The sequence below is a fragment of the Flavobacterium sp. GNP001 genome, assembly GCF_054343775.1.
The window spans coordinates 1,886,672-1,912,671 of record NZ_JBTGUX010000001.1 but is presented as its reverse complement, the minus strand read 5'-3'; the positions used below and the strand labels follow the sequence as shown (position 1 = coordinate 1,912,671).

Sequence of the window (26,000 nt, the reverse complement as noted above, 5' to 3'; positions counted from 1 at the left end):
AAACAGCAGTAAAAAATGATTAAAATTAAAAAGTATGCAGCAATAGATATTGGCTCGAATGCCATGCGATTGCTAATTGCAAACATTGTAGAGCAAGACGGTAAAGAACCACAATTTAATAAAAGTTCCCTCGTGCGTGTGCCCATTCGTTTGGGTCAGGATGCCTTTACAGTAGGTGAAATTTCGCCTGAAAATATTGACCGCATGTGCGATGCTATGAAGGCATTCAACTTGCTTATGAAAGTGCATAAAGTAGAGCGTTATATGGCTTTTGCAACCTCTGCCATGCGCGAAGCTTACAATGCCAAAGAAGTGGTGGCGATCATTAAGAAAAAGGCCGATATTAAGATTGAAATTATTGATGGAAAAAAGGAAGCAGCAATTATTGCTTCAACAGATTTGCATCATTTGCTAAAAACAGATCAAACCTATTTGTTTGTTGATGTAGGTGGCGGAAGTACCGAATTCACTCTATTTTCGAATGGTAAAATGATTAATTCGAGATCATTCAAAGCAGGAACGGTACGCTTGTTAAATAATATGGTTTGCGATGTAGTCTGGGACGAAATTGAAAAATGGATCAAAACCAACACGCAAGATTACGAAGAGGTAACTTTAATTGGCTCTGGTGGAAACATCAATAAGTTGTTTAAAATGTCTGGTAAACCGCAAGAAAAGCCACTTTCGTACATTTACATCAACTCTCAATATGCATTTTTGAACTCCTTGTCGTATGAGCAAAGAGTGGCGGAATTAGGCTTAAATCCGGATCGTGCTGATGTAATTATTCCGGCTACTAGAATATATCTGAATGCCATGAAATGGAGTGGCGCCAGACAGATTTACGTGCCAAAAATTGGACTTTCTGACGGAATTGTAAAAGCCATGTACTTTGGTAAAATATAAATTAAGCATCTAAATCCAATCCGAATGTTGTGCGTAAAAGCTCAATGTTCGGATTGATTTCTAAAAAGCGGTTGTAGCGGTCTTGATCTGTAAAACTGCGTTTGTGTTCTATAGTTTCATTAACTATCACTTCAATAGTAATATCGTGATTGTGTAAATGACCACGCAAATACCCCAATAATCCAATCAATTCTCTTTCGAAATCTAACTTTGAACCCTCATTAGGAAGTTCGATAGTAATTGCGGTTCCGTTTAGTTTTGGATCGTTAATCAATAGGAGCGACTCCATAATTTTGAAACCTTTTTCTCCTAAGCGTTGTGCATATTTGTTCCAATACACTAGCATTTCAGTCTCTGTAAAAGGTTCTGTAGGTAAGTGCAATACTTCTTTTACAATTCCTTTGGTGCTTTCCTCTAGTGCTTTTTTGGCTCTAATACTGGCAAGTGAAAATGCAGATACTTTCCCCTCTGTTGGTACAGAAGCTGCGGGTGCTACAATAGGATTTGGCTTCGCTTCAACGGGTACCAGTGGTTTTGGTTGTTCAATTGTAGTTGTCGTAGTTACGTTTAATGCTTCGGCGGTTTTAGCAGTAGCAGTTGTGTTAGAACTATTATCAACAATAGAATAATCCGATTTACGGAAATGTGTGGGCGGGATTATAAATTGCTCAACTTTTTTTTTTCTCCATCAAAAGTGATAGAGGCCAATTGCATTAAGCAAAGTTCGACTAAGAGTCGTTGGTTTTGACTGACTTTGTATTTCAAATCACAGTCGTTTGCAATTTCAATTCCTTGTAGTAGAAAATCTTGACTGCATTTTTGTGATTGCGTTGCATACATTTGCTGTGCAGCTTCGCCAACTTCTAAAAGAGTTAAAGTAGCAGGATTTTTTGATACCAATAAATCTCTAAAATGAGTAGCCAATCCCGATACAAAATGATGTGCATCAAAACCTTTGGCCAAAATTTCATTAAAGGCAATTAACAGGTCTGGAATTTTATTTTCCAGAATCAAATCGGTAACATTGATGTAGGTTTCGTAATCTAAAACATTTAAGTTTTCGGTTACCGCTTGTCGTGTTAAGTTTTTACCACAAAACGAAACCACACGATCAAATATGGACAGCGCGTCACGCATGGCTCCATCAGCCTTTTGGGCAATGATATGCAGTGCATCATCTTCAAAAACTACACCTTGACTAGTTGCAACTTCAGCTAAGTGCTCTTTAGCGTCTTTTACGGTAATGCGTTTGAAGTCGAAAATTTGACAACGAGAAAGTATCGTTGGGATGATTTTGTGTTTTTCGGTCGTGGCCAAAATAAAAATGGCGTGCTTAGGCGGTTCTTCTAATGTTTTTAAGAAAGCATTAAAAGCTGCCGATGACAGCATGTGCACCTCATCAATAATGTATACTTTGTATTGCCCTGTTTGTGGCGGGATTCTAACTTGGTCAATTAAATTACGAATGTCATCAACAGAGTTATTGGAGGCCGCATCAAGTTCAAAAACATTGAAAGCAAAATCTTCATTTGGGTCATCATAACCAGGTTGATTGATTTTGCGAGCTAAGATTCTAGCACAGGTGGTTTTTCCCACTCCGCGTGGTCCCGTAAACAATAGGGCGGAAGCCAAGTGATTGCTTTCTATGGCGTTCAATAAAGTATTGGTAATGGCTTTTTGCCCTACAACATCTTTAAATGTTTGCGGGCGGTATTTACGTGCCGATACTACAAATTGCTCCATAAAAATCTATAATTAATGTGAGCAAATATAGGGTTTTTGTTGATTTGTTTAATCGCTAATTTGTTTATTTGCAGAAAATCTTTTCCCTAATACTATCAATATTAGAACTGAAAGCAATAGTCCATTAATAATCAAAGAAATGATTAGAGCTTTGACATAAAATGAGTTTTTCTGATTTTTAGAAATTTTATTTTGAGATAATTTATAAGCTCTTAATTGTTCTAATTGGTAAAACCAATTTGACATCGTTTCATTCCTAATATTTAAATTATCGATTTCATTACTTAAAGAATCAATTTTTGTAATTCTACTTTCCGAGGATGTATATAATGGAATTGGAGGTAAAAAGCCAGCAGGAATATCTATAGTTTGAGATGGCAAACAATAATTAAGATGAATTGTATTGTCTTTATTAAAACTTGCATAGACTATCCATAAATCTTTTTTGAAGGGAAATATTTCACAATTATTATTAATTGCTTTTCCTTTTATTAGATAGTTATTATAACTGCCCTTAAACGTTTCAATTATTCTAAATGAATAAGTTCGAGATATAGAATCAATTTTTATTAACTCTCCAAAAAAAACTATTTCTGCTTTTTCAAGTCCTTTTGAAACCATCGTCTCTCTTTTATGAGGTGGACAATCACAAGAAAAAGCTTTGTTAAAACAAATGAAAGTTAGTAAAAATAGTATTTTTTGAAATTTCATTTTTTTTGTAAAATATGTTTACAAGGATACGTATTTTATTTAAATAATTTTATTAACAAAAAAAATCATATTGAATATCGAGAATTCATAGCCCCGATAGTAGTGGAAATCCTTTTTGTTTTTTTCTTTAAAAAACAAAAAGATTGGAACGAATAGCGGGATTAGCTCCTAAAAAAAGTTACTTTTGCACAGCAGACCGCCTTATCGTCGTCCCGATTTATCGGGAGGGAGGAAAGTCCGGACACCACAGAGAAGCATAGCGGGTAACACCCGTCGGTTGCGTTTTTACGAACGCGATTAGGACAAGTGCAACAGAAAGTATGTACAGGTAATGCTGTAGTGAAACCAGGTAAACTCTATGCGGTGAAATATCAAGTATATCAGCATTTAAGGGCTTCTCGTTCGTTGCTGAAGGGTAGATAGCTTGAGTTACGCAGTAATGTGTGATCTAGATAAATGATAAGGGTTTCGAGTAATCGAGATACAGAATCCGGCTTATAGGTCTGCTTTTTTTCTACAATTAGTTATTCTATTGTCATCGATTTTAGCTTGCTTCTGTAAGCCTCTAAAGCAACTGATTTAGAGATGAATCCGTAATATTTATCGTTTTTTAGCACGGGTAAAAAGGCTTTGTTAGCGCTTTCGAACTTGTTCATAACCACTCCCATGGAATCTTCGGGCGAAATTACTGCAGTGGGCGCCGTCATTACTTCGTGTACCAAAGTATATTTAACACGGTAATTGTTAAAAATAATTTCGCGAATGTCATTGAAATGTACAATTCCGAGTAGGTTTTGTTCCGTGTCTACCACCGCAAATATCACTTGGTTGGAGTGTGAAATTAAGTCGACCAATCGTTCTAAATTTTCGTTAGCAGTTACAGTCAGAAAATCAGTTTGTATTATCGCGCTTGTTTCAAGAGTCGAGAGTACGTTTGTGTCTTTGTTGCTGGTAAAAGCGTGTCCTTTTTTGACTAAATTTTTCACATCCATGGAGTGTTTTTCAAAACGTTTGGAGATGGCAAAACTTATTGATGCTACGATCATAAGCGGAATCATCAAGTTATAACCACCCGTAATTTCGGCAATAAGGAAAATGGCTGTGAGTGGCGCATGAAACAAACCACTTAAAATCCCGGCCATTCCTACCAAGGTAAAATTGCTTACAGGTAGTTTTGTCAATCCGATAAGATTGATCAGTTTTGAAAAGAAAAAACCAGCATACGATCCTAAAAATAGTGAGGGTGCAAAGTTACCCCCGTTTCCGCCGCTGCCAAGAGTAATACCTGAAGCAAATACTTTGATCATCATTGTTGCACCCACAAAAAGTAGTAAAACCCAATTGTTGTCTCTAAAACCTTCAAACAAGGTGTTTTCTAATAGTTTACCGGGATCGCTTTCGGATAGTGTTTTAATGCTTTCGTAGCCTTCGCCAAAAAGTGTCGGAAAAATAAAAATTAATATGGCTAAAATAGAGGCGCCAAAAAGCGCTTTTTTATAAGGAGTTAGTTTTAAACGGGAAAAGAAATGTTCGACGCGTTGAAAATTACGAGAATAATAAACTGATACAAAACCAGTAAACATGCCTAGTAAAACGTAGTAAATGATGTTGTGGTAATCAAAATCTTCTTGACGCTTGAACGAAAGCAGAATCTCTTCATTTAAGGCAATAACCGATACCAAAGCGCCTGTTGCGGCTGCGATCATGATAGGCGTGAAGGCAGCAATGCTTACATCGACCAATAATACTTCGATAGCAAATAAAACACCAGCAATTGGCGCGTTAAACGCAGCTGCAATTCCGGCAGCAACTCCGCAGCCAATCAGCAATGTACGATCTTTATAACTGAGTTTGTATTTTTGGGCATAATTCGACCCAAATGCGGCTCCGGTAATTACAATAGGACTTTCTAAACCAGCTGATCCTCCCAAGCCTACGGTTAATGAGCTAGTAACAATTTGGGCGTACATTTGTTTTTTGGGTATGATGCTTGCTTTTTTAGCAACTGCATATAATATTTGAGAAGTTCCTTTTTGAATAGAACCACCTAACACTTTTTTGACAACCAAAACGGTGAGTAAAATTCCAATAATGGGTAGAATACTATTTAAAAATCCGAGTTTCAAAATGCCGCTGACGTAGGTAGCAAATGAAAAAACGCCATGAGCAAATGTTTTCAAAACAATTACAGCAAATGCAGCCGAAATACCCACCAAAACTGCCGACATAAAAATGAACTGTTTCGGACTAAGTAATGATTGAGCAATGGCAATTATGGCCTCTAGTTTTGATAGAATTTTTTTGAACATATTGTAATTTATAGGAAGGCTACAAAGCTAGTATTATTTTACGCTTCGACATATTTTTAGTTGTTTTTTGCTTAGGAATTCGCAATCTGTGTTTCCTAATATCCAACTGCTTTATTGTCACCTCTTTTGTCGGCACCGCCTTCTAATTTTCCGTTGGGTAAAACTAAAATTGCATCAACTGCTCCGATTATTTCTTTGTCTTTTTCGTTGGTTGTGTAACCTTTTGCTTGTAATTCTTTCAAAGTTTCTTTTGGGAAGGAGTTGGGTTCAAAAGTAATTAAGTCCGGCAACCATTGATGATGAAATCGAGGTGCATTTACCGCTTTTTGCATACTTAAATTAAATTCATAAACGTTTAAAATAGTTTGCAAAACTGAGGTGATAATGGTAGACCCGCCGGGAGTTCCTACTACCATATAAAGTTTTTTGTCTTTTTCGATAATGGTTGGCGTCATTGAGCTGAGCATTCTTTTTTCAGGCGCAATACTGTTGGCTTTGCTACCTGTTAAACCATACAAATTGGGTACGCCCGGCTTAGAGCTAAAATCATCCATTTGATTGTTCAAGAAAAAGCCCAATTCATCACAATAAATCTTGGAGCCATAATTGTCGTTTAAGGTGGTTGTAGCTGCGACTGCATTCCCAAAGGAATCAACAATAGAATAGTGGGTAGTTTGATCGCTTTCATGGCCTACGATTTCTCCTTGAGCTACATCGGCTGATTTGGTCGCTTTGTCAAATGAGAAGCTTTTCATGCGGTTTTTTAAATAAGAATCATCCAATAATTGCGCTGTCGGAATGGATACAAAATCGGGATCGCCCAAATAAAAATTTCGATCGGCATACGCACGTCGTTCCGCTTCGGTAATGAGTTGAATGCTTTTTGTACTGTTATGTCCCATTTGCGCCAGCGGATAAGGCTCTATCATTTTCATGATTTGATTCAAACAAATTCCTCCACTACTAGGAGGCGACATCGAAGTGATTTTTAAATCTTTGTAATTAAACGAAATGGGAGTGCGCCATTTTGCTTGGTATTTTTGCAGGTCGGTTGTGCTCATGATTCCGTTTTTTTTAGCGAGAAAAGCAACTAATTTTTGTCCTGTTTCGCCTGTGTAAAACTCGTCGCGACCGTTTTGAGCAATCCTTTTTAACGTAGCTGCTAAAGCCTTATACTTGATGGTGTCTTTTGCATGATATACTTTCGAAAAAAGGCTTTCTGGACCATTCACTTTTTGAAAAACAGCTCGAAATGCAGCCAAACTTTTAGCTTGATTGGGTGTTACAACAACTCCTTTTTCGGCCAATGCAATAACAGGTTCCAAAATTTCTTTTAGTGGTAAAGAACCAAATTTTTTGTGGACTTCAAAAATACCGGCAATAGTCCCAGGAACTCCTACGGCATAGGCTGTAGCAGTGCTTTTACCAGGAATCACATTTCCGTCGGCGTCTTGAAACATAGTGCTGGAAGCGAACAAAGGTGCTTTTTCTCGGTAATCAATTGCACCAGTTTCACCGTTGGCTTTTCGGTACACCATAAATCCGCCACCGCCTATATTTCCGGCTTGCGGGTGGGCTACAGCCAATGCTAATTCGGTGGCAACCATAGCATCAAAAGCGTTACCTCCTTTTTTCATAATAGCCACACCAATTGCTGATGCTTCTTCACGAGCAGAAACAACCATAGCGTGAGACGTTACTAATCCTGTTGGTTTTGTATTTTGCTTTTGCGCATAAAAAACACTGCTACAAAACAGTGCTAAAAATAGGGTTGAAATTCGAGTGGTTAAGATCATTTTTTGGTTCGGTTTAGTTTAAAAGGCTAGTTTTTTATACTTCTAATTCGTTTATTTTTTGCTGTACAAATGCACGGAGGTCTTCAAAAAAAATCTCAAATTCTTTTTCAAATTCGGAGTAGTAAATTGTTAATTGTTCCGTGGCAAATCGCATCTGAGATTGGTTCTTCGTGCGACGGTCCATTTGCGTTAAAATGTGTTTGATACCATCAACGGTTTGGTAGCTCAGTAACCAATTTTCCTCTTCCATGATCGGTAAAATATTCTTGGTTTTGTCAGATAATAAATCGTAGTTTTTGTGCAGTGATTGATAAAATTGATGTACAAAATCAGCTAGCGGTTCAGAGGAATAGACTTGCCAGTTTTTGGCTAAGAAATGATCGTACAAAACATCTACAATTACACCTGCGTAGTGATGGTAGTTCTCGTGTAGTTTTTTCGTGCTTTGTCTAAAAACCGGATGCGCATCGGTAAAAGAATCAATTGCTCGATGTAAAAGGATACCGTTTTGAATGGCTTTGGGATAAGTTTCAAATTGCTTGCCTCGAATACCGTCAGCCATAAAATTGCCTATTTTTAAGAGCTCGTTGTTGCCAGAAAGATATATGTGTGCTAAAAAATTCATTCGCACAATTTAAGGATTTATCTGCTGATTTTAAAATCAATTTTACGTTTGTAAGTATCCAATTGCTATATTTGTTGTCTTTTTAAATTTAAATTCAGAATTTAATACTCATACTAAATGACTTTAATAAAATCAATATCAGGAATTCGTGGCACAATAGGCGGTAAAGTAGGTGATAACTTAACACCGGTCGATGCGGTAAAATTTGCATCGGCGTACGGTACATGGTTAAAAAATTATGCTGGAAAAGAAAAATTAACTGTGGTTGTAGGGCGTGATGCACGTATTTCAGGACCGATGATTCACAATTTGGTAGTAAATACGCTTATTGGTTTAGGTATTGATGTGATTGATTTGGGACTTTCGACTACGCCAACAGTTGAAGTTGCGGTTCCTTTAGAAAAAGCTGATGGTGGTATTATTTTGACTGCATCGCATAATCCAAAACAATGGAATGCCTTGAAGTTATTGAACGAAAAAGGGGAATTTTTAAATGGTATTGAAGGCGAAAAAATATTAACGATTGCCGATGCCGAAGCTTTCGATTTCTCGGATGTGGATCAGCTTGGAGAAGTAATCAGCAATGACGCTTACATGGATATACATATTGATGAAGTGTTAAATTTACCTCTAGTGGATGTTGAAGCTGTTAAAGCGGCAAAATTCAAGGTTGTTGTTGACGGAGTAAATTCTTCAGGCGGAATCATTATCCCAAAATTGTTAGAGTTAATGGGTGTTGAAGTAGTGGAATTGTACTGCGAACCAAACGGACATTTTCCGCACAATCCAGAGCCGTTGAAAGAACATTTGACTGACATATCCGAATTGGTTGTCAAAGAAAAAGCACATCTTGGAATTGTTGTAGATCCAGATGTAGATCGTTTGGCATTCATTTGCGAAGATGGCGAAATGTTTGGCGAAGAGTACACTTTGGTAGCTTGCGCCGATTATGTTTTGAGTAAAACTCCAGGAAATACAGTTTCTAATATGTCTTCGTCTCGCGCCTTGCGTGATGTGACAAAAGCACACAACGGAAACTATGAAGCTAGTGCTGTAGGTGAAGTGAATGTGGTGGAATTGATGAAAAAGAACAATGCAATTATTGGTGGCGAAGGAAACGGTGGAATCATCTATCCAGAGCTTCATTACGGACGTGACAGTTTGGTAGGAGTAGCTTTGTTTTTGACTCATTTGGCTAACAAAAAAATGACAGTTTCGGCATTGCGTGCTTCGTATCCAGAATATTACATGAGCAAAAACAAAATTGAATTGACACCACAAATTGATGTGGATGCCATTCTAGTTGCAATGACTGAAAAGTACAAAAACGAAGATATTACCACTATTGACGGAGTAAAAATTGACTTTGCTGACAATTGGGTGCATTTACGTAAATCGAATACCGAACCAATTATTCGTATCTATACTGAAGCGGCTTCTCAAGAAAGAGCAGATGCTTTGGCGTTACGTATTATTGACGAAATAAAAGTTATTGCCGGAATTTAATTCTGAATAATTTCAAATACAAAACCCTTTCAAAGCAATTTTTGAAAGGGTTTTGTTCTTTTAATTACAATGTAAAATGAAATTAAAAATTCACTCTAAAGCTTATATTTGGCGTTAAGCCAAGTGACTTATTGTCTACTTGAATGGCATCATTCTTGTCATTTGGATTAACTCTGTAATAGCGATTGATCTCATTATCTTGATTGGTAATATTCATTACTCCGGCTGTTAAGGACGCTTTAATAGATTCCGAAAGATTAAAATTATAATTAAGAGAGGCATCTAAACGCATGAAATTATCTAAGTTTTCACTGTTTGGTGAATCATAATTTACCAAGATGTTATTTCCGTTTTGAACGGTTTCATTTCCTTCGATTGGTTTTGTATACGGTTGCCCATTTCTCCAAATACCACCAACCGATATTTTTAGATTTTTACGAATATCATAATAAAAACCTAGAGATACAGAGTGTCTTATATCTACATTATTGGGAAAAGTTGAAGGGGTGAAGGTATCAAATGTATAGTCATTGGTACTAAACGTGTAACTCAACCAAACGCTATATTGACGCGCAGTTTTATTGGCTAAAAATTCTAAACCTTTGGCTGTGTAGCTGCCATTTGCGGTCTCATACTGAAAACGGTTATAGAAACCCTGATTAGAAGCCGTGATACCATCAACAATTTTATAAAAAGCTGTGGCCTCGATATTTAGTTTGTTCTTATTAAATTCCATACCAAAAGAACCTTGTTTGCTTGTGGCAATTGGAATGTCTTTATCGTTGACTAAAACCCAACGTCTTTTTTCAACACCTAAAAAATCATCTTCAAAATCCACGATTTGAGTAGTCGATTGATTTTTGAATTCCCCTTCTAATTTTAAAGCAAATTGATTGGATAATTTTTGTCGAATGTTTATTCTTGGTTCAACCAAAAACTTTTCGAATTTTTGAAAATAATTTAAACGCAATCCAACTCGCAAATAGGTATTATTTTTATTGTATTCTATCTCAGAAAACAAGGCATGGTTCAACAAAACATCTTTTTTGGTACTCGAGAAAAATGGAGCACTAACAGTGGTTTGATTCAACATTCCTGTTTCATTAAATTGATATCCAAACAAGAAATTTAAGTGGTCATTTTTTTTGTAATTGGTATTGATTTTAGCGCCAGTTTCCAGTACTTCATTGGCTTCTGTTAAGCGCTGATCCGTTTCTACTCTGTAATCAATAGCGTCAATATTGTATCTGGAAAAGTAAGTGATAAAATTTGAACTTAGTTTTGAATTCCATTGTGCTTTCCAATTTCCGCCGTAACCTATGTTTTTTTGAGATAAATTACTGGTCTTAGATTGGGTTTGGTTTGTATTTATGCGACGTTCCGAATAATCCAAAGCGTTATTGATGCCAATGACATTTGCTCTGAATTGATGTTTTTCGTTTAAATCAAAAAGTAACTTAGCGGTATAATCGTAAAAATAAAAATCAGATGAGGTGTCATGTTGGTCGCTATCTGCGTTGATTTCAGTGTCCTGAAAACTACGTTCAAAGTATTTAGCGTACGTAGGTGATTTCACCAAATCAGTGAGGGAACGACGTCCTGAAATATGAAGTTCTAATTTTTTAGTTATCGGAATTTCTAAAAAGGCATCGGCGCTAATGGAGTTAATTCCTGCACCACCAGAAAAGGTATTACTTATTGCATCTTTTGTATACATGTTTATAGTACTGGAAACGCCATCACTATACTCAGCACTTGTTCCGTTTTTGCTAACGATAACTTTATTAGTTAGATTAGGATTGTAGGGAGATATTAACCCGAAAAAATGACCAGAATGATACATTTTGATATTATCCCAAAGCACTAAATTTTGATCGTTAGTTCCACCGCGAACGTTTATGTTAGCAATACTTTCGTTAGTACTTTCCACACCCGGAAGTGCTTGAACTGATTGTAGAATATCGGGTTCAATTAATCCGGGAAGGATACCAAATTTTTTTGTGTTTAAAACGGTGCTTCCATCTAAATATTTTTGTAATCCTGAAGTTAAATATATTGGAATCAAAACCTGATTCAACTCTTCATTTTTTGTAGTAAGAACAATTTCCTTGCAATTGTTTTGTGCCGAAAATAATTCGTTAGCCGAAAATTGTTTGGATTCAAATCCTACATACGAAATGGTCACCGTTGCATTTATTGGAATATTCTGCAATTTGAATATACCATTTTCATCTGTAATTGTGCTTCTTCCAATATTGTTTACAAAAACAGATGCGCCAACTAAACGAGATTTTTTTTCATCAGAAACAATTCCGCAAACTGATATTGTTTTGTTCAGTACTGAAACGGTAACATATCGATCGTCTAAAGCTTTAAAGTTTAAAAGCGTTTTCGAGTTTAGATAATCAATTGTTTCTTGTAAAGTAAAAGAGGTGCTTGGCTTTTCAATTGCAATATTTGACACATCCTCAACAGCATACGAAAACTTGATGTTGAATTGTTTTTCGAGGGAAATAATCACCGCAGTCAAAGATGTCTTTTTAGTTGAATTTTGCCCATAACAAATACAACTACTACAAAATAACAGAAAAACCAGCCATTTATTTAACATCATAGTTGTAAAATAAAATGGTTTTACCTTCGATCTTGTAACTTAATTTCAAGGGAATTGTAACTGCTTGAAGCGCAATTTTTTTGTTGGTATGAGTAAAACTTCCTGTAAAGAGTTTTGAAGTATCGACACCTTCCACTTTAATTTTGATATCGTATTGACGCTCTAATTCTGCAATGACTTGTTCTAATGGAATCTGAGTAAAGCTTGATTCTTGTTGAATCCACGAAGGATTTTGTGCATCAAAATCTGCAACATTTTCGATGGTGCCATTTATAACTCGAAATGTTTTCCCAGGAGGTAATTTGATGGTTTTATTATTATGTGTAACACTCACCAAGCCTTCATAACAATGCACTTCAAAAAAGTTTTTACGTTCTTTTACATTAAATTGTGTTCCTAAAACCTTAACAACTCCTGCAGCGGTATTTACACTAAAAGTTTGCCCTTTCTGCACCTTGAAAAAAGCTTCTCCTTCAAGAGATAAATCTCTTTGGTCAGCCCATTTTTTTTCGTTAAAACTAAGTTTGGAAGCAGCGTTTAATATCACTTCAGAATTATCTGGAAGTGTGACTGACTTTGTTTGTGCTATTTGGGTTTCAAATGAGGTAATGTTATTGAACAACAAAAAATAACTTGATGTTAGCAAAACGGCCACAACTGCGGCAACTTTGTAGAATGATTTGAAGTTCAAAGTTCTTACTTTTGTTTTGTTTTTAGAATGGTTTTTGGCCTTAAAAGCTTCCAAAGCAGCTTGCGCATCAACGGTTGGTGCCTTTAATTGAGATGCGTAATGAGCGATTTTTTCAAGCGTTTGTAAATCTTCTGATTGTTTTAAATCTCCGATTTCTTGGCTTGAAAGCTCATCATTGAACCATTTTAATATTTCTTTTTCGTTTTCCATTTTCTATCTCTATGTTTATAAGACAACTAACTTTTAAATTACCCTATAGCTAAATGATTAATTATATATTTTCTATTTGGGCTCTCAATAGTTGTAATGCCCCAGACATTCTTTTTTCAACGGTTTTTTGAGAAATATCGAGTAATTCAGCAATTTCTCTGTATTTTTTTCCATCTATTCGATTCAACAAAAACACTTCCCGTTGCACATCACTTAATGATGCGATCGCGTTGGTGAGTTTAAGTTTGAATTCTTCCTCTTCGAATAAATATTCGGGACTTTGATTAGTAGTGTCTAAGTTAGGCGCATCTTTGGCATACCTCAATACCACTTTTTGATGCTTAATGTTATTCAGGAATAAATTATTAATGCTGGTAAACAAATACGTTTTGACTTTACTAAAGTCAATCTTAGAACAATTTTCCCAAATCTTGGTAAACGCATCTTGTACCAGATCTAATGCAGCTTCATCATCACCACATTTGTAATAGGCAAAATTAGTTGCTGATTGCACGTGCTTTAAGTAAAAGTCTCTAAAGTGATTTTCTTCGCAAAGGTTACTTTTTTCGTCGCTCATGGAATATTAATTCATTTTTTGTAGGTTGTAAATGTAAATTATTTTTTCAAAAAGCAGTTGTGTTACCGGTGATAGCTTTTTTATTTAAAATATTTTTTACTTTAACGTTTTGATTTTTAGTATTTTAAATTTTTTTTAAATTTTTTTTAAAATTTAGGTAGGGTAAAACTAAGCGTAGTTGTCTTACTAACAGAAAGGCGTTAAAAACATCGCTTATAAATATAAAAATACATTAAATTTGAAAATTATGAAAAAATTAAAAATTGTTACCGGAATTGCATTGATGGCTATCTTAGGTTTTACATCATGCCAAAGTGAAGTTGATGACGTACAAGGAGAAAATCCAAATACAAATTCAGCTAATTCAACTACAACAACTAATTTGAAACGTACTTCGATGTATGATGGTACATTTGATGATTTCTTGGATGGAGCTTCATGTTCATCTATTGTATTGCCGGCTACTGCAAAAGTTAACGGAGTTCAGGTTTCTCTATTAAGCCAAGTAGATTACCAACAAGTACTTTCTATTTTTGGTAAATTCAATGACGATCAGGACACTGTTGTTTTGCAATTTCCTTTAAAAATTAAAACTAGTAATTACACAGAAGTTACCGTTGCCAATCAAACAGAGTACAATGCAATTCTAAATGCTTGTTCTTCTGCCGAAGCCTCTGGAAAGGATGCAATTTCATCTGTAAAGTTGAGCTTTCCTATCACAATTTTAACCTACAATCTTAGTTTTCAGCAAACGGGTAGTGTTGTCATTACATCCGAACAGCAATTATATACGTATATGACAAATATTAGCGCTTCAGAATTGTATTCAGTAAAATATCCTATTTCAGTAACAATTGCTGATGGAACAAAAACTACTGTTACAAGTGATGCAGAATTACAAGCAGCTATAAGCGCGTCATTAAAAACAGAACAGACAATTGCTTTAGCAGCTCAAAATAGAAAAAAAGTAGAAACTATTTTAGTAAATGGTAAGTTCAAGGTAGATTCATTTGTGAATGCAGGAGTTAATTCAGCAACCAATTATAAGGATTTTACGATTGATTTTGCAAATAATTTATCAGTAACTGCTGTAAATTTGGTGAACACGACTGTAAGTGGAACTTATGCAGTAAGCTCGGAATTAAATGTTTTTCTAAAATTAAATTTTTCGGGTAACGCTTCGTTTGCATTATTAAATAATACATGGAAAGTTACCAGTTTTACTGCTTCGACAATTACATTACAAAGCTCAACTAATGCAGCAGTAACATTAGTATTGAAACAAATATAGCTTGATTTAAGTTGGTGGTTTACTAAGAACAGCTACCTTCAAAAAGGGTAGCTGTTTTTAGATAAATAAACTTAAAAATAAATTTAGTAATGAAAAAAATATCTCTTCTTAGCCTCATCGCCTTATGTTTTTTTGTTTCCTGTGCCAAAGACGAAACTGAGTTAAGCGGTTCAGCTGCAGTAAATACAACAGCCAATAAACAAATCACAGGGAGTTCAGCAAACGATTTATTATCGGACAGAAAGTTTAAAAGTCTTGTTATCGAAATAGTGTACGTAAACGGGTTTGAGCCAAGTGCTGCAGCAATAAATAATTTTGTAGCATTTATTAGTGCTCGTACCTTCAAGCCTGCAGGTATAAATGTAATCAAACGTGCTATTACATCTCCTGGTAATGCCACTTTTACTACTCAGCAAATAGTAGCTCTTGAAGATGCAAACAGGACAAAATACAACTCAGGTACGGAGCTTGCGGTTTGGGCTTTCTTCGCCGATGGAAAATCAGCGCAAGATACTGCCGATGGTGTGGTATTAGGTACCGCCTACAGAAATACATCCTTTGTGATTTTTGAAAAAACCATTCACGGATTAAGCGACAGCGCTTTCGAACCTAACCGAACCCTACTAGAAACTACTGTAATTACTCATGAGTTTGGCCATATTCTGGGATTGACCAATTTTGGAACTGCCTTGCAAAGCAATCATGAAGATGCGGCGCACCCTAAACATTGTATTGAAAAAACGTGTTTGATGTACTGGTCTGCGGAAGTTGGTGGCGGTATTGGTAATATGGTTTCAAGTGGTTCAGCTCCACAATTAGACTCGCAATGTATTGCAGATCTTCGTGCCAATGGAGGGAAATAAATTAGAATTGGATAAACAAAAAACAAAAAACAAAAAACGATGAAAATGAAACAGATTACATTAGCTTTATTTTTTGGAGCATTAACAACAATCAATGCTCAAGAAAAAACCATTTCTAAATCAAATGGTGGTATTAAGGGCGGGTATACACTTGCAGCGGTAAGTTTTGACGGTGAGAGCGAAACAGAGCAAAGACACGGCTTTCATATTGGATTTTACGGTGAATCATTTATCAGTGAAAGCTTTTCTATTCAACCTGAATTACTGTATTCGCAACAAGGATATACACTTACAAATAGCAATGGTACTTTTACCCAAAAGCTGGACTACATCAATTTACCAATAATGCTTAAAGCGTATCCATCTAAAAATTTATTTCTAGAAGCAGGTCCTCAAATTGGATTGGCAATTTCTCATAAAGAAGAATACGATGGACTTTTTAGCGGCTCGCAAGAGTATGATCCTAATAATTTTGATTGGGGTTTAAATTTTGGAGGTGGTTTAAAATTTGATTCAGGAATAAATTTAGGAGTTCGTTATCATTTAGGATTAGGAGATTTATATGATGAAGGCAAAGCTCAAAATAGAGTATTGCAATTTTCAATAGGATTCGATTTATAATCTTATTTAGTTTTAAAATAAAAATCCTTTCAGAGTGTAAACTTTTGAAAGGTTTTTTGTTTTTAAGTCAAATTTGTTTTCATTTCGGGAGCTACTTATGGGTGTTTTTTCATAAATATCATTCCTGTTTTTAGTTGCAAATGAAATTCATTGAACTCAAATAAAAATTAAAGTATAGTCAAGTAATCTTGCCCTTTTTAAAGAAAAAGGAAAAGGATTTTTACTAAAACTGGAGCTAAATCTGTAAAAATGGTTCTCTTTCTACAAATATTAAAATTTGAATCGTTGTATTTCATGGTGTATTCTCCGAATACATTTCTAATTTCAGAAATACTAAGAAAACCTATATCTTTGAAGTCAAATTAGACATATTATGACTGCCAAAGAAACGCCAACTCAATTAGAGCAATACTTTCAACAGTTTCGCGATAACATAATCGGAATAGATCAAACGTTTGATTCTCCTTATGGGAAAAAACAAATCATTTATACAGATTGGACAGCGAGCGGACGCTTGTACCGACCAATCGAAGAAAAATTAATGAATGAATTTGGTCCTTTTGTGGCCAACACACATACTGAAACTACAGTTTCGGGAACAGCAATGACCAAAGCTTATCATCATGCTAGACACCTAATCAAGCAGCATGTTAATGCAAATGCCGATGATGTTTTGATTACAGATGGAACCGGAATGACGGGCGTTGTCAATAAATTTCAACGTATTTTGGGTTTAAAAGTTCCAGAAAACCTCAAAAATTTCATCACAATTCCTGCCGAAAAAAAACCAATTGTTTTTATTTCGCACATGGAGCACCATTCTAACCAAACTTCTTGGCTTGAAACCATTGCAGATGTTGAGGTAATTTCGGCTACCGAAGACGGTTTATTTAGCATAGAAAATTTGATGCTTTTACTTGATAAATACAAAGAACGCTCATTCAAAATAGCATCAATAACGTCATGTTCTAATGTTACTGGTATCAAAACGCCGTATCATGAAGTGGCAAAAATTATGCACCAGCATAACGGACTTTGTTTTGTAGATTTTGCATGCAGTGGTCCGTATGTAAAAATTGACATGCATCCGGAAGATTCAGAGAGTTATTTGGATGCCATTTTCTTTTCGCCACACAAATTTTTAGGAGGCCCAGGAACATCAGGAATCCTAGTTTTTAATAAAAAATTGTATCAAAATGTAGTACCTGATAATCCAGGTGGAGGTACGGTGAGCTGGACCAATCCGTGGGGAGAGCACAAGTATATTGACAATATTGAAGAACGCGAAGATGGTGGAACTCCAGGATTTTTACAAGTTATTAAAACCGCTTTGTCCATTCAGTTGAAGGATCAAATGGGGATTGAAAATATTTTAAATAGAGAACACGAACTGGTTGATTATATTTTTTCAGAGTTAAAGTGGGTACCTAACATTAAAATTTTGGCTGGCCAACACCAAGAACGTTTGGGAGTGATTTCGTTTTTTATTGAAGACTTACATTTTAATTTAGGTGTAAAGTTACTCAACGATAAATTCGGAATTCAAACTCGCGGTGGATGCAGTTGTGCTGGTACTTATGGGCATTTTTTATTGCATGTAGACCAAGAAACTTCTAATAAATTGATTGATGAAATTTCATTGGGTGATTTAATTAGAAAACCAGGATGGATTCGCATGTCTATTCATCCAACAACAACCAATGCCGAAATTGAATTTGTTTGCAATGGCATTAAAGCACTAGCAGAAAATCATGGAACTTGGTCTTTAGATTATGAGTACAATCCAACTACTAATGAGTTTGTTCATAAACAAGCCCAGCCACTAGAAGATGCTCTGGTAACAACTTGGTTTTCTTAATTAATAATGCAATTGGAAGTTTTAAAGAAGTAATGGTAAAACTGAAAACTGAGACTGTTAGACTAATTCACTTACCTTCTGTGTTTCCAACGTTTGTGAGTCCAGAAATAATACTCAGGAGCTTCAGCAATTTGTTTTTCGACCTCTTTGATGTAGGCTTCTGTAATTTCAAAATCAGGAACCGATTTGGCATTTTCGCTCAAAGGCACAATCGTTAGTTCGTAATACCCTCGTTTTATTTTTTTTACCTTGGCAAAAACTACATTCATATCGTATTTTTTTGCTAGCATCTCGGGTCCTGTATGCACAGGAACTTCGACACCCATAAAACTGTGCCAATGAAAAATTCGGTCTGCTTTTGGCGATTGATCGCTTGCCAAGCCGTAGATGCACTGAATGTTATTTCTGTGGTTGTTTGCAATTAACGGAATCGTTTGGTTCGTAGGTACCAATTCCGTGTTGTATTTCGAACGTATATCGCGCACCAATTTATCAAAATGCTTGTTGGCCAATTTTTTATAAACACCAATACCTTTGAGGGATACTTTTTGGTTAAAAGAAAGTAACCATTCCCAGCTTGCATAATGTGAAGCAATGAGCATGATACTTTTTCCTTTTTTTTCTAAGTCTGTCATCACCTCAAGGTTCGTAACTACAAAACGTTTGTTCATTTCTGCTGAAGAGATGGTCATTGTTTTTACCATTTCTAAAAACATGTCGCACAAATGATGATATGATTTTTTTTCAATTTGCAACCGTTCTTTTGCTGTAAGATGAGGTAAAGCCAAAGCCAAGTTAGCACGAACTACTTTTTTTCGGTATCCAATAACATGATATACAAGTAGGTAAACGCAATCAGAAAGAAAATAAAATATAGGAAAAGGCAATATTGAAACAATCCACAAAAACGGATAAGCAATAATAAAGACAAGTAATTGCATGAATTTTTTTTTGCAAATATAACGGAAAAATGATTGCTGTTAGAAAATTACGCCTCAGCACGCAACCCTATTTGATAATGATTATCTTTACCAATAAAAACAAATTAGTTATGAATAGCGCACTTATCGCCATTATTGTTATCAATGTATTATTTAGTTACAAAGGGTTTAACGACCTTTCTTTTTTTAGGAAATACGAGTTTCATATCGGAAGTATTAAAGCAGGTGAGCAGATTAGAATGATAAGTTCTGGTTTTTTGCATGTGGATATGTTACATTTGATTTTTAACATGATGACACTGTGGTTTTTTGCTCCGGTTGTACTGGGTTATTTGGGCAATTTTTCTTTTGTTTTGATCTATTTAGGGAGTTTGATTTTTGGTAATTTACTCAGTTTGATGTTTCATAAAAACGATTACAGTTACAGAGCAGTAGGCGCTTCGGGTGCAGTGACAGGAGTATTGTATTCTGCTATTTTGTTGCAGCCTGATATGATGTTGGGTCTCTTTTTTATTGTTCCAATACCGGCTTATTTGTTCGGGATTTTGTACTTATTGTATTCTATTTATGGCATGCGCGCTAAAAATGATAACATTGGTCATACCGCACATTTTGGAGGAGCCATTGGTGGATATGCCATTACGCTTTTAAAAGAGCCTAGTTTGTTAGTTAATAATATTACTATGGTTGTTTTACTAGCCATTCCAATTGTGATTTTATTTATCATGGCTAAGCTCGGAAAATTATAGTGGCATAACTTTTGAGATAGACAGCAACAAACAACTAAAATAGCATATCATGAAAAAAGCACTTACCATTTTATCCGTATTCTTTCTATCATTTGCGCAAGCGCAGGAAACAAAACAAATTCCGCAAATTAGCGCTAACGGCGAAGGAAAAGTAAAAGTTACGCCTGATCAAGCCAGTATTTCGGTAACGGTTGAAACGAAGGGGAACAATGCAAAAGACGTAAAAAAACAAAATGATACGAAGATAGATGCGGTTCTAAAATTCATCAAAAAAATGAATGTCGCTCCAGCTGATTTTAAAACTGAGCGTGTAGCACTCAACCCGCAATACGATTACGAAAAAAAGAAACACAGCTACAATGCCACTCAAACTATCGTGATTTTGCTTCGTGACTTGGGTAAATACGATGAGTTGATGGAAGGTTTGGTAAATGAAGGAATTAACAGAATTGACGCGGTTACTTTTCAGTCTTCAAAATTGGCGCAATACCAATCAGAGGCGCGTAAATTGGCTATGAAAGATGCTAAGTTAAAAGCCGAAGATTATGTATCGGTATTGGGTCAAAAAGTAGGTAAAGCATTCACAATTGTTGATAATTCACAAACCTATTATCCGCAACCGATGTATGCGATGATGAGAAAATCCGAGGCTATGGATGTTAACGAACCAAGAGAAACATTGGCCTTAGGTGAAATCACAATCACGGCTAATGTGATGGTTAGTTTTATTTTAGATTAAACAGCTATTGTATACAAATTGGAAATCGGGATGGTCTACTATCCCGATTTTTTTGTTTGTAGTAACTTTTTTTAAGGGTCTAATGCCGTTGGTTGCAATTAGTTTTTAAAGATGATTTTTCGTCTGCTCGTTTTTCGATAGAAAAACGGATCGAGCCTTTCGATTATCACTAAGGACAAAGGAAAAATTTTATTAAGAACGGTTCTCGATACGCGTCACTTCGAGTAGCGGAGCGTATCGAGAAGTTTTGTATCTTTTTACTGTACAAAAAACACTCGGGCTGACGTTTTTAATAATTTCATCCCGCGGGTTAAGTTTATTAAGTTTTGGACTTAATTTTTCTTAATTATCTTAATGGTTTTAATACACTTCATAACAAATGAGGGAGTAAAAGATATTGGTTGATTTTATTAACTGCTTTTAAATCTAGGTAAATTAATTTCATGCGCTCTCGGATAAGGCGCTCTATTGGTACTGCTTACATCTTCCTTGATGCGTTGTTGGGCTAAAAATTGATGGTCTTTAGCATCAGAATATCTTGGGTCAGGTACAAAGGGCATTTTTGCCATTTTGCTAATCGTTAGTGTAGGGAAGTGGTAATCAACTTCGACAGTTCCTAAAAGTAGGTAACAACCGCCTCCTTGAAACGGATACTGCTGTAAATTATCAGGAAAATGGGTGGTGTCAAAATAAGTACCTTCATGATCTATCCAAGTGCCAAAAAACATCGTGCCACGTACCGTAGGAACCTGTTTTCGAGAAATAAGATAGGCGAGCATGCGAACTTCTTTTTTATGATATTGAAGTAAATGTTGGGCCATAACATTGCCTCTGTAAGGACTTTGTAACAAATCGAAAGGTGTGCAAGAAACAGGAAAGCCTAATAATTCAATCTCGTCAAAAGCATCTTCAAAAAAGGAACGTTCTAGTTTAGGCAATTGAAATTCTTTGACAGCTTCTTGCAACAATAACATTTGATGGTCTTGTGGTGACGAGTTAAATAACAAACTAGCCAGTATGAGTAATTCGTTTTTGGTTTTGCCTGTGTCTCTAAAAGCGCCTATGAAGATTAATAATTTAAGACTTTCTAAACCAATTGAAACCCGATTACAAAAATCTTCTAATGAAAGATAATCGCCATTTTTTTCTCGTTCGGTTACAATTTCTTCGGCTAGTTTTGTGGGTAAACCTTGCATGTGCATGAAGCCTAAATAAACCTCTTTACCATATAATGTTGTGGTGAATTCACTTTTATTTACACAGGGATTATGAATCGTAGCGCCAGCCATTCGTGCTTCGTGTACATAAACTTCAGTTCTGTAAAAACCACCTTGATTGTTGATTACGGCTACCATAAACTCAATAGGATAATACACTTTTAAATACAAACTCTGATAGCTTTCTACGGCATACGAAGCCGAGTGTGCCTTACAAAACGAATAGCCTGCAAACGATTCTATTTGGCGGTAAATTTCCTGACTCAGTTTTTCGGCATGACCTTGTTTGGCGCAGCTCACGAAAAAATCATCTTTAATTTTTTGTAAAGCTGCCAAGGAACGCCCTTTACCGCTCATCGCTCTACGCAAAATATCTCCATCGGCAGCGGGTAATCCACCAAAATGCAATGCAATTTTGATGACATCTTCTTGGTACACCATTATACCGTAAGTTTCACTTAATTGTTCTTCAAAAACGCTATGAAAATATTCAAATTGGTTGGGATGATTGTGTCTGAAAATATATTCTTTCATCATACCAGATTTAGCCACTCCAGGCCGAATAATTGATGAGGCAGCGACTAAGGTTTTGTAATTGTTGCATTGCAAACGGCGCAATAAACCACGCATGGCTGGACTTTCGATATAAAAACAACCAATGGTTTTGCCTCTTGCCAAATACGTATTGGCTGTAGCTTCATTTTTAGAAATGCTGGTGTCTCTAATATTAATTCGGATGCCTCTGTTTTTGGCTACGAGTTTTACGGTATCGTCAATATGACCAATGCCACGCTGACTCAAAATATCGAACTTTTCAAACCCAATTGATTCGGCCACATACATATCAAATAGCACAATAGGAAACCCTTTTGGAGGCATTTCTAAAGGCGTATAATTAGTGATGGGTTCTTCAGAAATTAAGACTCCACACGAGTGCATGCTACGCTGATTAGGGTATTTTTCTAGTAGCATACCATATTCTTGTACTTCTTTGACGATGCTATTGCTTTGTTGCAAACGCATAGGATTTTTAGCCAAATGATCGAGTTCTTCTTTGGGTAAACCAAAAACTTTTCCCACTTCTCTAAAAATAGAACGGTATTTGAATTCCACATTGGTACCACAAAACGCTACGTTTTCATATCCATACCGATTAAAAATATATTCTAAAATGACATCGCGTTCTTGCCAGCTCCAATCGATGTCAAAATCAGGAGGACTTTTTCTGTTTTCGTTCAAAAAACGTTCAAAATACAAGTCGAGCTCAATGGGGCAAATATCTGTGATTCCTAAACAGTAGGCGATAATGGAGTTGGCACCGCTACCGCGACCAATGTGCAAAAAACCACGGCTATTGCTATAGCGAATAATGTCCCAAGTAATCAAGAAATAGCCGCTAAACTGCAATTCGTCAATTACTTTTAATTCTTTTTGCACTCTAGCTAAGGCAACAGTATCGTTTTTTCCGTAGCGCCAATGCAGGCCTTGATGGGCCAATGTGGTTAGCAGTGCGATATCACTTTCTTGAGAATTGGTGTAGTGTTTTTTGTTCTTAGGGGTTTCAAAGTCAAATTGAAAATCGCAACTATCGATGATCGTTTGTGTATTGGCAATGATTTGCGGGTAATCCTTGTAAGCAGCAAGCAAGCGATCTTGATTGACCATGATTTCGTAAGGCGTTGCTATATCTGTTTCTTGCAGTTTTGAGAGTAAAGTATTGGTGTCAATGGCGCGCAAAATTTGATGCAAGCGGTATTCTTTTTTGGTTCTAAAAGTTACGGGTTGCAGGATTACTATTTTGTCCAGATTGCCTTTGTAGCCAAATAACTTTCCTACTTCTTCGGGGCGAATGCCGATGTATTCGTTCGTTTTTAAGGTTGTTGGTGCATTCGCAAAAGCGTAAATAATCACTACCGATTCCATTTCAGGAGCTATAGTAGGTAATGGAATATTCTTAAAATTATGATGTGTCAAAAACCGATTCATGGCAGCCAATCCGCGAGTGTTTTGGGCTAGGCCAATATATTTGAATTCGTTATTGGTGCGAAAATCAATTCCTACCAAAGGTTTAATGTTTACTTGATTACAGGCTGTTATGAAATCATAAATTCCGGTCACGGTATTAATATCAGTGAGTGCCATAGCCGTAACGCCAGATTGAACCGCTTTATTGATGAGGTCCTCTAGCGGAATCGTTCCGTAACGCAAGGAATGGTACGAATGACAATTTAAGTACATACGGTTTTGTAATTTTAGGAATTAACTTTTAATCTCTTGAAGATCTAGTTTGTTATTTTTTCGCCACAGATTTCACAGATTTTCACAGATTTTTGTTCGTGTAAATTTGTATTCTATTTCATTATAGGGTTTTGCAACAGCATAGTCTACGCCATAGCCGTAACGACAGATTGAACCGCTTTATTGATGAGGTCTTCTAGTGGAATCGTTCCGTAACGCAAGGAATGGTACGAATGGCAGTTTAGGTACATGATTTAGATTTTAATTTTTTTTATGAAATGCAATATTTCTCATCTTGCAATGTATGTCCTTAGCTGCCGCAGGCGAGTGTCAAATGTGTGAAGAATGCGAAAAAAGAAAAGCTGTTTGAGCGCAGCGAGTTTTTTTCTTTTAGCATTCGAAAACTAATTTGACCGCCGAGGGAGCGTAAGACTTGATTTTTTTGTTTCTTTTTTGATCAAGCAAAAAAGAAAAATATCAAACTACTATTTCTCAATAAAAAAGATTCAGCAATAGATGATTTTACTTAATTCTAATACATACGTCAACTAAATTCTACGCTTCAAAATAACATCCTTCGTATTGGGTTTTATAGCTGCACCAGCACAACGCATAACCGCATCAAATCCGTAGCGGCTTTTCATTTTATCCATGGCGGCATAAAGCGAGAGCATTTCTTGCGTATCTTCAAAAAGATCAATCTGGTAGGTGCCTCGAACGAGTCCGCTAAACCGAACTCCAACGAGACGTAAACGCATCCTTCGATGATACAAGCTTTCAAACAGACTGAGTACCTTTTGCGTAAGCGCATGATCGGCTGAGGTGTATTGAATTTTACACTGTTTGGTTTCGGTGTCAAAATTGGCATACCGAATTTTAACTACCACAGTTGAGGTCAGCCATTGTTCAGAGCGCAATTGAAAGGCTAGTTTTTCGACCATGCCACACAAAACTGATTTTAGTTGTGCCATATCGATGGTGTCTTGTACAAAGGTATGTTCCGTAGCTATGGATTTGCGTTCGGTATACGGTTCAACGGGATTGTGGTCAATGCCATTGGCTTTTTTCCAGATTTCGATTCCGTTTTTACCAATCATGCGTTGCAAGACTTCGGCAGGCATTTCGGCAAGGGTTTGAATGGTTCGAATGCCAATGCGCGATAAGGTTTGAAACGTGACATCACCTACCATAGGGATTTTTTGTATCGATAACGGATTCAAAAAATGCCGAACCTGATCTTCGGGAATGTCTAAGTGGCCTTTGGGCTTGCCCTCGCCAGTACCAATTTTAGAGACTGTTTTATTGATAGAAAGTGCAAAGCTGATAGGCAATCCCGTCTCTTTGACTACGCGTTGCGCCAACTCATTGGTCCATTGGTAGCAACCATAAAACCGATCCATGCCGGTAATATCCAGATAAAATTCGTCGATACTGGCTTTTTCCATAATAGGCGCTTTTTCCTGAATCACCTCGGTCACGGTATGCGAAAGTTGTGAGTAGCGTTCCATGTCGCCTTTGATTACTTTGGCTTGCGGACATAGTTTGAGCGCCATAGCAGTTGGCATCGCAGAGCGTACTCCAAAACGTCGAGCTTCATACGAGCAGGAGGCCACCACACCGCGATCGCCGCCACCAATAATAAGCGGAATCCCTTCTAGTTGCGAGTTGTTCAAGCGTTCACAGGAAACAAAAAAAGTATCTAAATCCATATGTACAATTGCACGTGCCATTTCCTTTTATTTTAGATTACAAAATTAGTACAGATAGTAACATTTTTTAGTATATTTGTTGTTCT

21 protein-coding genes and 1 other RNA gene are annotated in these 26,000 nt (G+C 36.3%); 10 read left to right on the top strand and 12 right to left on the bottom strand.

Going from position 1 to position 26,000, the window contains the following annotated elements:
* The first annotated feature begins 15 nt into the window (after window positions 1-15).
* Window positions 16-906, top strand: a complete 891-nt coding sequence (locus ACXX8U_RS08095) for a Ppx/GppA phosphatase family protein (protein WP_166137883.1) — start codon at window positions 16-18, stop codon at window positions 904-906.
* Between the two features lies 1 nt (window position 907).
* On the opposite strand, the gene ACXX8U_RS08090 is transcribed toward ACXX8U_RS08095, so the two are convergent.
* Window positions 908-1,288 (bottom strand): DUF8439 domain-containing protein, encoded by a 381-nt coding sequence (locus ACXX8U_RS08090; RefSeq protein ID WP_458565409.1) that lies wholly within the window; start codon window positions 1,286-1,288, stop codon window positions 908-910.
* Window positions 1,289-1,331: 43 nt separating this feature from the next.
* Here ACXX8U_RS08090 and ACXX8U_RS08085 point away from each other — a divergent pair, with 43 nt between their 5' ends.
* Window positions 1,332-1,535 (top strand): hypothetical protein, encoded by a 204-nt coding sequence (locus ACXX8U_RS08085; protein ID WP_458565408.1) that lies wholly within the window; start codon window positions 1,332-1,334, stop codon window positions 1,533-1,535.
* A 28-nt stretch (window positions 1,536-1,563) separates the two neighbouring features.
* Here the strand turns inward: ACXX8U_RS08085 and dnaX are convergent, their stop codons facing one another.
* Complete coding sequence (gene dnaX / locus ACXX8U_RS08080) at window positions 1,564-2,649, bottom strand: DNA polymerase III subunit gamma/tau (protein WP_166137880.1); 1,086 nt, start codon at window positions 2,647-2,649, stop codon at window positions 1,564-1,566.
* A 48-nt stretch (window positions 2,650-2,697) separates the two neighbouring features.
* Window positions 2,698-3,360, bottom strand: coding sequence for a hypothetical protein (locus ACXX8U_RS08075; RefSeq protein WP_458565407.1), 663 nt, complete (start codon window positions 3,358-3,360; stop codon window positions 2,698-2,700).
* Between the two features lie 188 nt (window positions 3,361-3,548).
* On the opposite strand from ACXX8U_RS08075, the gene rnpB reads away from it, so the two are divergent.
* Window positions 3,549-3,874, top strand: an RNA gene (gene rnpB / locus ACXX8U_RS08070) — RNase P RNA component class A.
* A 10-nt stretch (window positions 3,875-3,884) separates the two neighbouring features.
* On the opposite strand, the gene ACXX8U_RS08065 is transcribed toward rnpB, so the two are convergent.
* The 3 genes from ACXX8U_RS08065 to ACXX8U_RS08055 all read right to left on the bottom strand — a co-directional run bounded on the left by ACXX8U_RS08065 (window position 3,885) and on the right by ACXX8U_RS08055 (window position 8,090).
* Entirely contained in the window at window positions 3,885-5,669 is a 1,785-nt protein-coding gene (locus tag ACXX8U_RS08065; protein ID WP_458565406.1) for a chloride channel protein, read from the bottom strand.
* Between the two features lie 95 nt (window positions 5,670-5,764).
* Window positions 5,765-7,465, bottom strand: a complete 1,701-nt coding sequence (gene ggt / locus ACXX8U_RS08060; protein ID WP_458565405.1) for a gamma-glutamyltransferase — start codon at window positions 7,463-7,465, stop codon at window positions 5,765-5,767.
* Window positions 7,466-7,499: 34 nt separating this feature from the next.
* Window positions 7,500-8,090, bottom strand: a complete 591-nt coding sequence (locus ACXX8U_RS08055; RefSeq protein ID WP_458565404.1) for an acyl carrier protein phosphodiesterase — start codon at window positions 8,088-8,090, stop codon at window positions 7,500-7,502.
* Between the two features lie 117 nt (window positions 8,091-8,207).
* On the opposite strand from ACXX8U_RS08055, the gene glmM reads away from it, so the two are divergent.
* A complete protein-coding gene (glmM, locus tag ACXX8U_RS08050; RefSeq protein WP_458565403.1) occupies window positions 8,208-9,596 on the top strand; it encodes a phosphoglucosamine mutase in 1,389 nt (462 codons plus the stop codon).
* Between the two features lie 82 nt (window positions 9,597-9,678).
* On the opposite strand, the gene ACXX8U_RS08045 is transcribed toward glmM, so the two are convergent.
* From ACXX8U_RS08045 to ACXX8U_RS08035, 3 genes are all read right to left on the bottom strand, one after another.
* Window positions 9,679-12,210 (bottom strand): TonB-dependent receptor, encoded by a 2,532-nt coding sequence (locus ACXX8U_RS08045; protein WP_458565402.1) that lies wholly within the window; start codon window positions 12,208-12,210, stop codon window positions 9,679-9,681.
* Window positions 12,197-13,111: a FecR family protein gene (locus ACXX8U_RS08040; RefSeq protein ID WP_458565401.1), complete on the bottom strand. Its 915-nt coding sequence runs from the start codon at window positions 13,109-13,111 to the stop codon at window positions 12,197-12,199. The genes ACXX8U_RS08045 and ACXX8U_RS08040 overlap by 14 nt, the downstream gene beginning before the upstream one ends.
* Window positions 13,112-13,172: 61 nt before the next feature.
* The gene (locus tag ACXX8U_RS08035) at window positions 13,173-13,688 is read right to left on the bottom strand and encodes an RNA polymerase sigma factor (protein WP_458565400.1); all 516 of its coding nucleotides are present in this window, start codon (window positions 13,686-13,688) and stop codon (window positions 13,173-13,175) included.
* Between the two features lie 247 nt (window positions 13,689-13,935).
* Between ACXX8U_RS08035 and ACXX8U_RS08030 the strand changes: the two genes are divergently transcribed.
* The 4 genes from ACXX8U_RS08030 (at window position 13,936) to ACXX8U_RS08015 (ending at window position 18,321) form a co-directional block, all read left to right on the top strand.
* Complete coding sequence (locus ACXX8U_RS08030) at window positions 13,936-14,979, top strand: hypothetical protein (RefSeq protein ID WP_458565399.1); 1,044 nt, start codon at window positions 13,936-13,938, stop codon at window positions 14,977-14,979.
* A gap of 89 nt (window positions 14,980-15,068) precedes the next feature.
* Window positions 15,069-15,842 (top strand): membrane metalloprotease, encoded by a 774-nt coding sequence (locus ACXX8U_RS08025; protein ID WP_458565398.1) that lies wholly within the window; start codon window positions 15,069-15,071, stop codon window positions 15,840-15,842.
* 39 nt (window positions 15,843-15,881) lie between these two features.
* Entirely contained in the window at window positions 15,882-16,463 is a 582-nt protein-coding gene (locus ACXX8U_RS08020) for a porin family protein (protein ID WP_458565397.1), read from the top strand.
* Window positions 16,464-16,836: 373 nt separating this feature from the next.
* Window positions 16,837-18,321 (top strand): aminotransferase class V-fold PLP-dependent enzyme, encoded by a 1,485-nt coding sequence (locus ACXX8U_RS08015; protein WP_458565396.1) that lies wholly within the window; start codon window positions 16,837-16,839, stop codon window positions 18,319-18,321.
* Window positions 18,322-18,392: 71 nt separating this feature from the next.
* On the opposite strand, the gene ACXX8U_RS08010 is transcribed toward ACXX8U_RS08015, so the two are convergent.
* Window positions 18,393-19,262: a lysophospholipid acyltransferase family protein gene (locus tag ACXX8U_RS08010; protein WP_458565395.1), complete on the bottom strand. Its 870-nt coding sequence runs from the start codon at window positions 19,260-19,262 to the stop codon at window positions 18,393-18,395.
* A 110-nt stretch (window positions 19,263-19,372) separates the two neighbouring features.
* On the opposite strand from ACXX8U_RS08010, the gene ACXX8U_RS08005 reads away from it, so the two are divergent.
* Both ACXX8U_RS08005 and ACXX8U_RS08000 read left to right on the top strand, forming a co-directional pair.
* Window positions 19,373-20,011: a rhomboid family intramembrane serine protease gene (locus ACXX8U_RS08005; protein ID WP_210791417.1), complete on the top strand. Its 639-nt coding sequence runs from the start codon at window positions 19,373-19,375 to the stop codon at window positions 20,009-20,011.
* Between the two features lie 49 nt (window positions 20,012-20,060).
* Window positions 20,061-20,750 carry an SIMPL domain-containing protein gene (locus tag ACXX8U_RS08000; RefSeq protein ID WP_236364569.1) on the top strand — a complete coding sequence of 230 codons (690 nt, stop codon included), beginning with the start codon at window positions 20,061-20,063 and terminating at the stop codon, window positions 20,748-20,750.
* 410 nt (window positions 20,751-21,160) lie between these two features.
* Here the strand turns inward: ACXX8U_RS08000 and ACXX8U_RS07995 are convergent, their stop codons facing one another.
* On the bottom strand, window positions 21,161-24,205 hold the full coding sequence (locus tag ACXX8U_RS07995) for a DNA polymerase III subunit alpha (RefSeq protein WP_458565394.1): 3,045 nt from the start codon (window positions 24,203-24,205) through the stop codon (window positions 21,161-21,163).
* Window positions 24,206-24,753: 548 nt separating this feature from the next.
* Complete coding sequence (dinB, locus tag ACXX8U_RS07990) at window positions 24,754-25,935, bottom strand: DNA polymerase IV (RefSeq protein ID WP_458565393.1); 1,182 nt, start codon at window positions 25,933-25,935, stop codon at window positions 24,754-24,756.
* Between the last annotated feature and the right edge of the window lie 65 nt (window positions 25,936-26,000).

Coding starts and splice junctions, on each gene's coding strand:
- ACXX8U_RS08095 (WP_166137883.1), top strand. CDS start 16: ATGATTAAAATTAAAAAGTATGCAGCAATAGATATTGGCTCGAATGCC.
- dnaX (WP_166137880.1), bottom strand. CDS start 2,649: ATGGAGCAATTTGTAGTATCGGCACGTAAATACCGCCCGCAAACATTT.
- ACXX8U_RS08075 (WP_458565407.1), bottom strand. CDS start 3,360: ATGAAATTTCAAAAAATACTATTTTTACTAACTTTCATTTGTTTTAAC.
- ACXX8U_RS08065 (WP_458565406.1), bottom strand. CDS start 5,669: ATGTTCAAAAAAATTCTATCAAAACTAGAGGCCATAATTGCCATTGCT.
- ggt (WP_458565405.1), bottom strand. CDS start 7,465: ATGATCTTAACCACTCGAATTTCAACCCTATTTTTAGCACTGTTTTGT.
- ACXX8U_RS08055 (WP_458565404.1), bottom strand. CDS start 8,090: ATGAATTTTTTAGCACACATATATCTTTCTGGCAACAACGAGCTCTTA.
- glmM (WP_458565403.1), top strand. CDS start 8,208: ATGACTTTAATAAAATCAATATCAGGAATTCGTGGCACAATAGGCGGT.
- ACXX8U_RS08045 (WP_458565402.1), bottom strand. CDS start 12,210: ATGATGTTAAATAAATGGCTGGTTTTTCTGTTATTTTGTAGTAGTTGT.
- ACXX8U_RS08040 (WP_458565401.1), bottom strand. CDS start 13,111: ATGGAAAACGAAAAAGAAATATTAAAATGGTTCAATGATGAGCTTTCA.
- ACXX8U_RS08035 (WP_458565400.1), bottom strand. CDS start 13,688: ATGAGCGACGAAAAAAGTAACCTTTGCGAAGAAAATCACTTTAGAGAC.
- ACXX8U_RS08030 (WP_458565399.1), top strand. CDS start 13,936: ATGAAAAAATTAAAAATTGTTACCGGAATTGCATTGATGGCTATCTTA.
- ACXX8U_RS08025 (WP_458565398.1), top strand. CDS start 15,069: ATGAAAAAAATATCTCTTCTTAGCCTCATCGCCTTATGTTTTTTTGTT.
- ACXX8U_RS08020 (WP_458565397.1), top strand. CDS start 15,882: ATGAAAATGAAACAGATTACATTAGCTTTATTTTTTGGAGCATTAACA.
- ACXX8U_RS08015 (WP_458565396.1), top strand. CDS start 16,837: ATGACTGCCAAAGAAACGCCAACTCAATTAGAGCAATACTTTCAACAG.
- ACXX8U_RS08010 (WP_458565395.1), bottom strand. CDS start 19,262: ATGCAATTACTTGTCTTTATTATTGCTTATCCGTTTTTGTGGATTGTT.
- ACXX8U_RS08005 (WP_210791417.1), top strand. CDS start 19,373: ATGAATAGCGCACTTATCGCCATTATTGTTATCAATGTATTATTTAGT.
- ACXX8U_RS08000 (WP_236364569.1), top strand. CDS start 20,061: ATGAAAAAAGCACTTACCATTTTATCCGTATTCTTTCTATCATTTGCG.
- ACXX8U_RS07995 (WP_458565394.1), bottom strand. CDS start 24,205: ATGTACTTAAATTGTCATTCGTACCATTCCTTGCGTTACGGAACGATT.
- dinB (WP_458565393.1), bottom strand. CDS start 25,935: ATGGCACGTGCAATTGTACATATGGATTTAGATACTTTTTTTGTTTCC.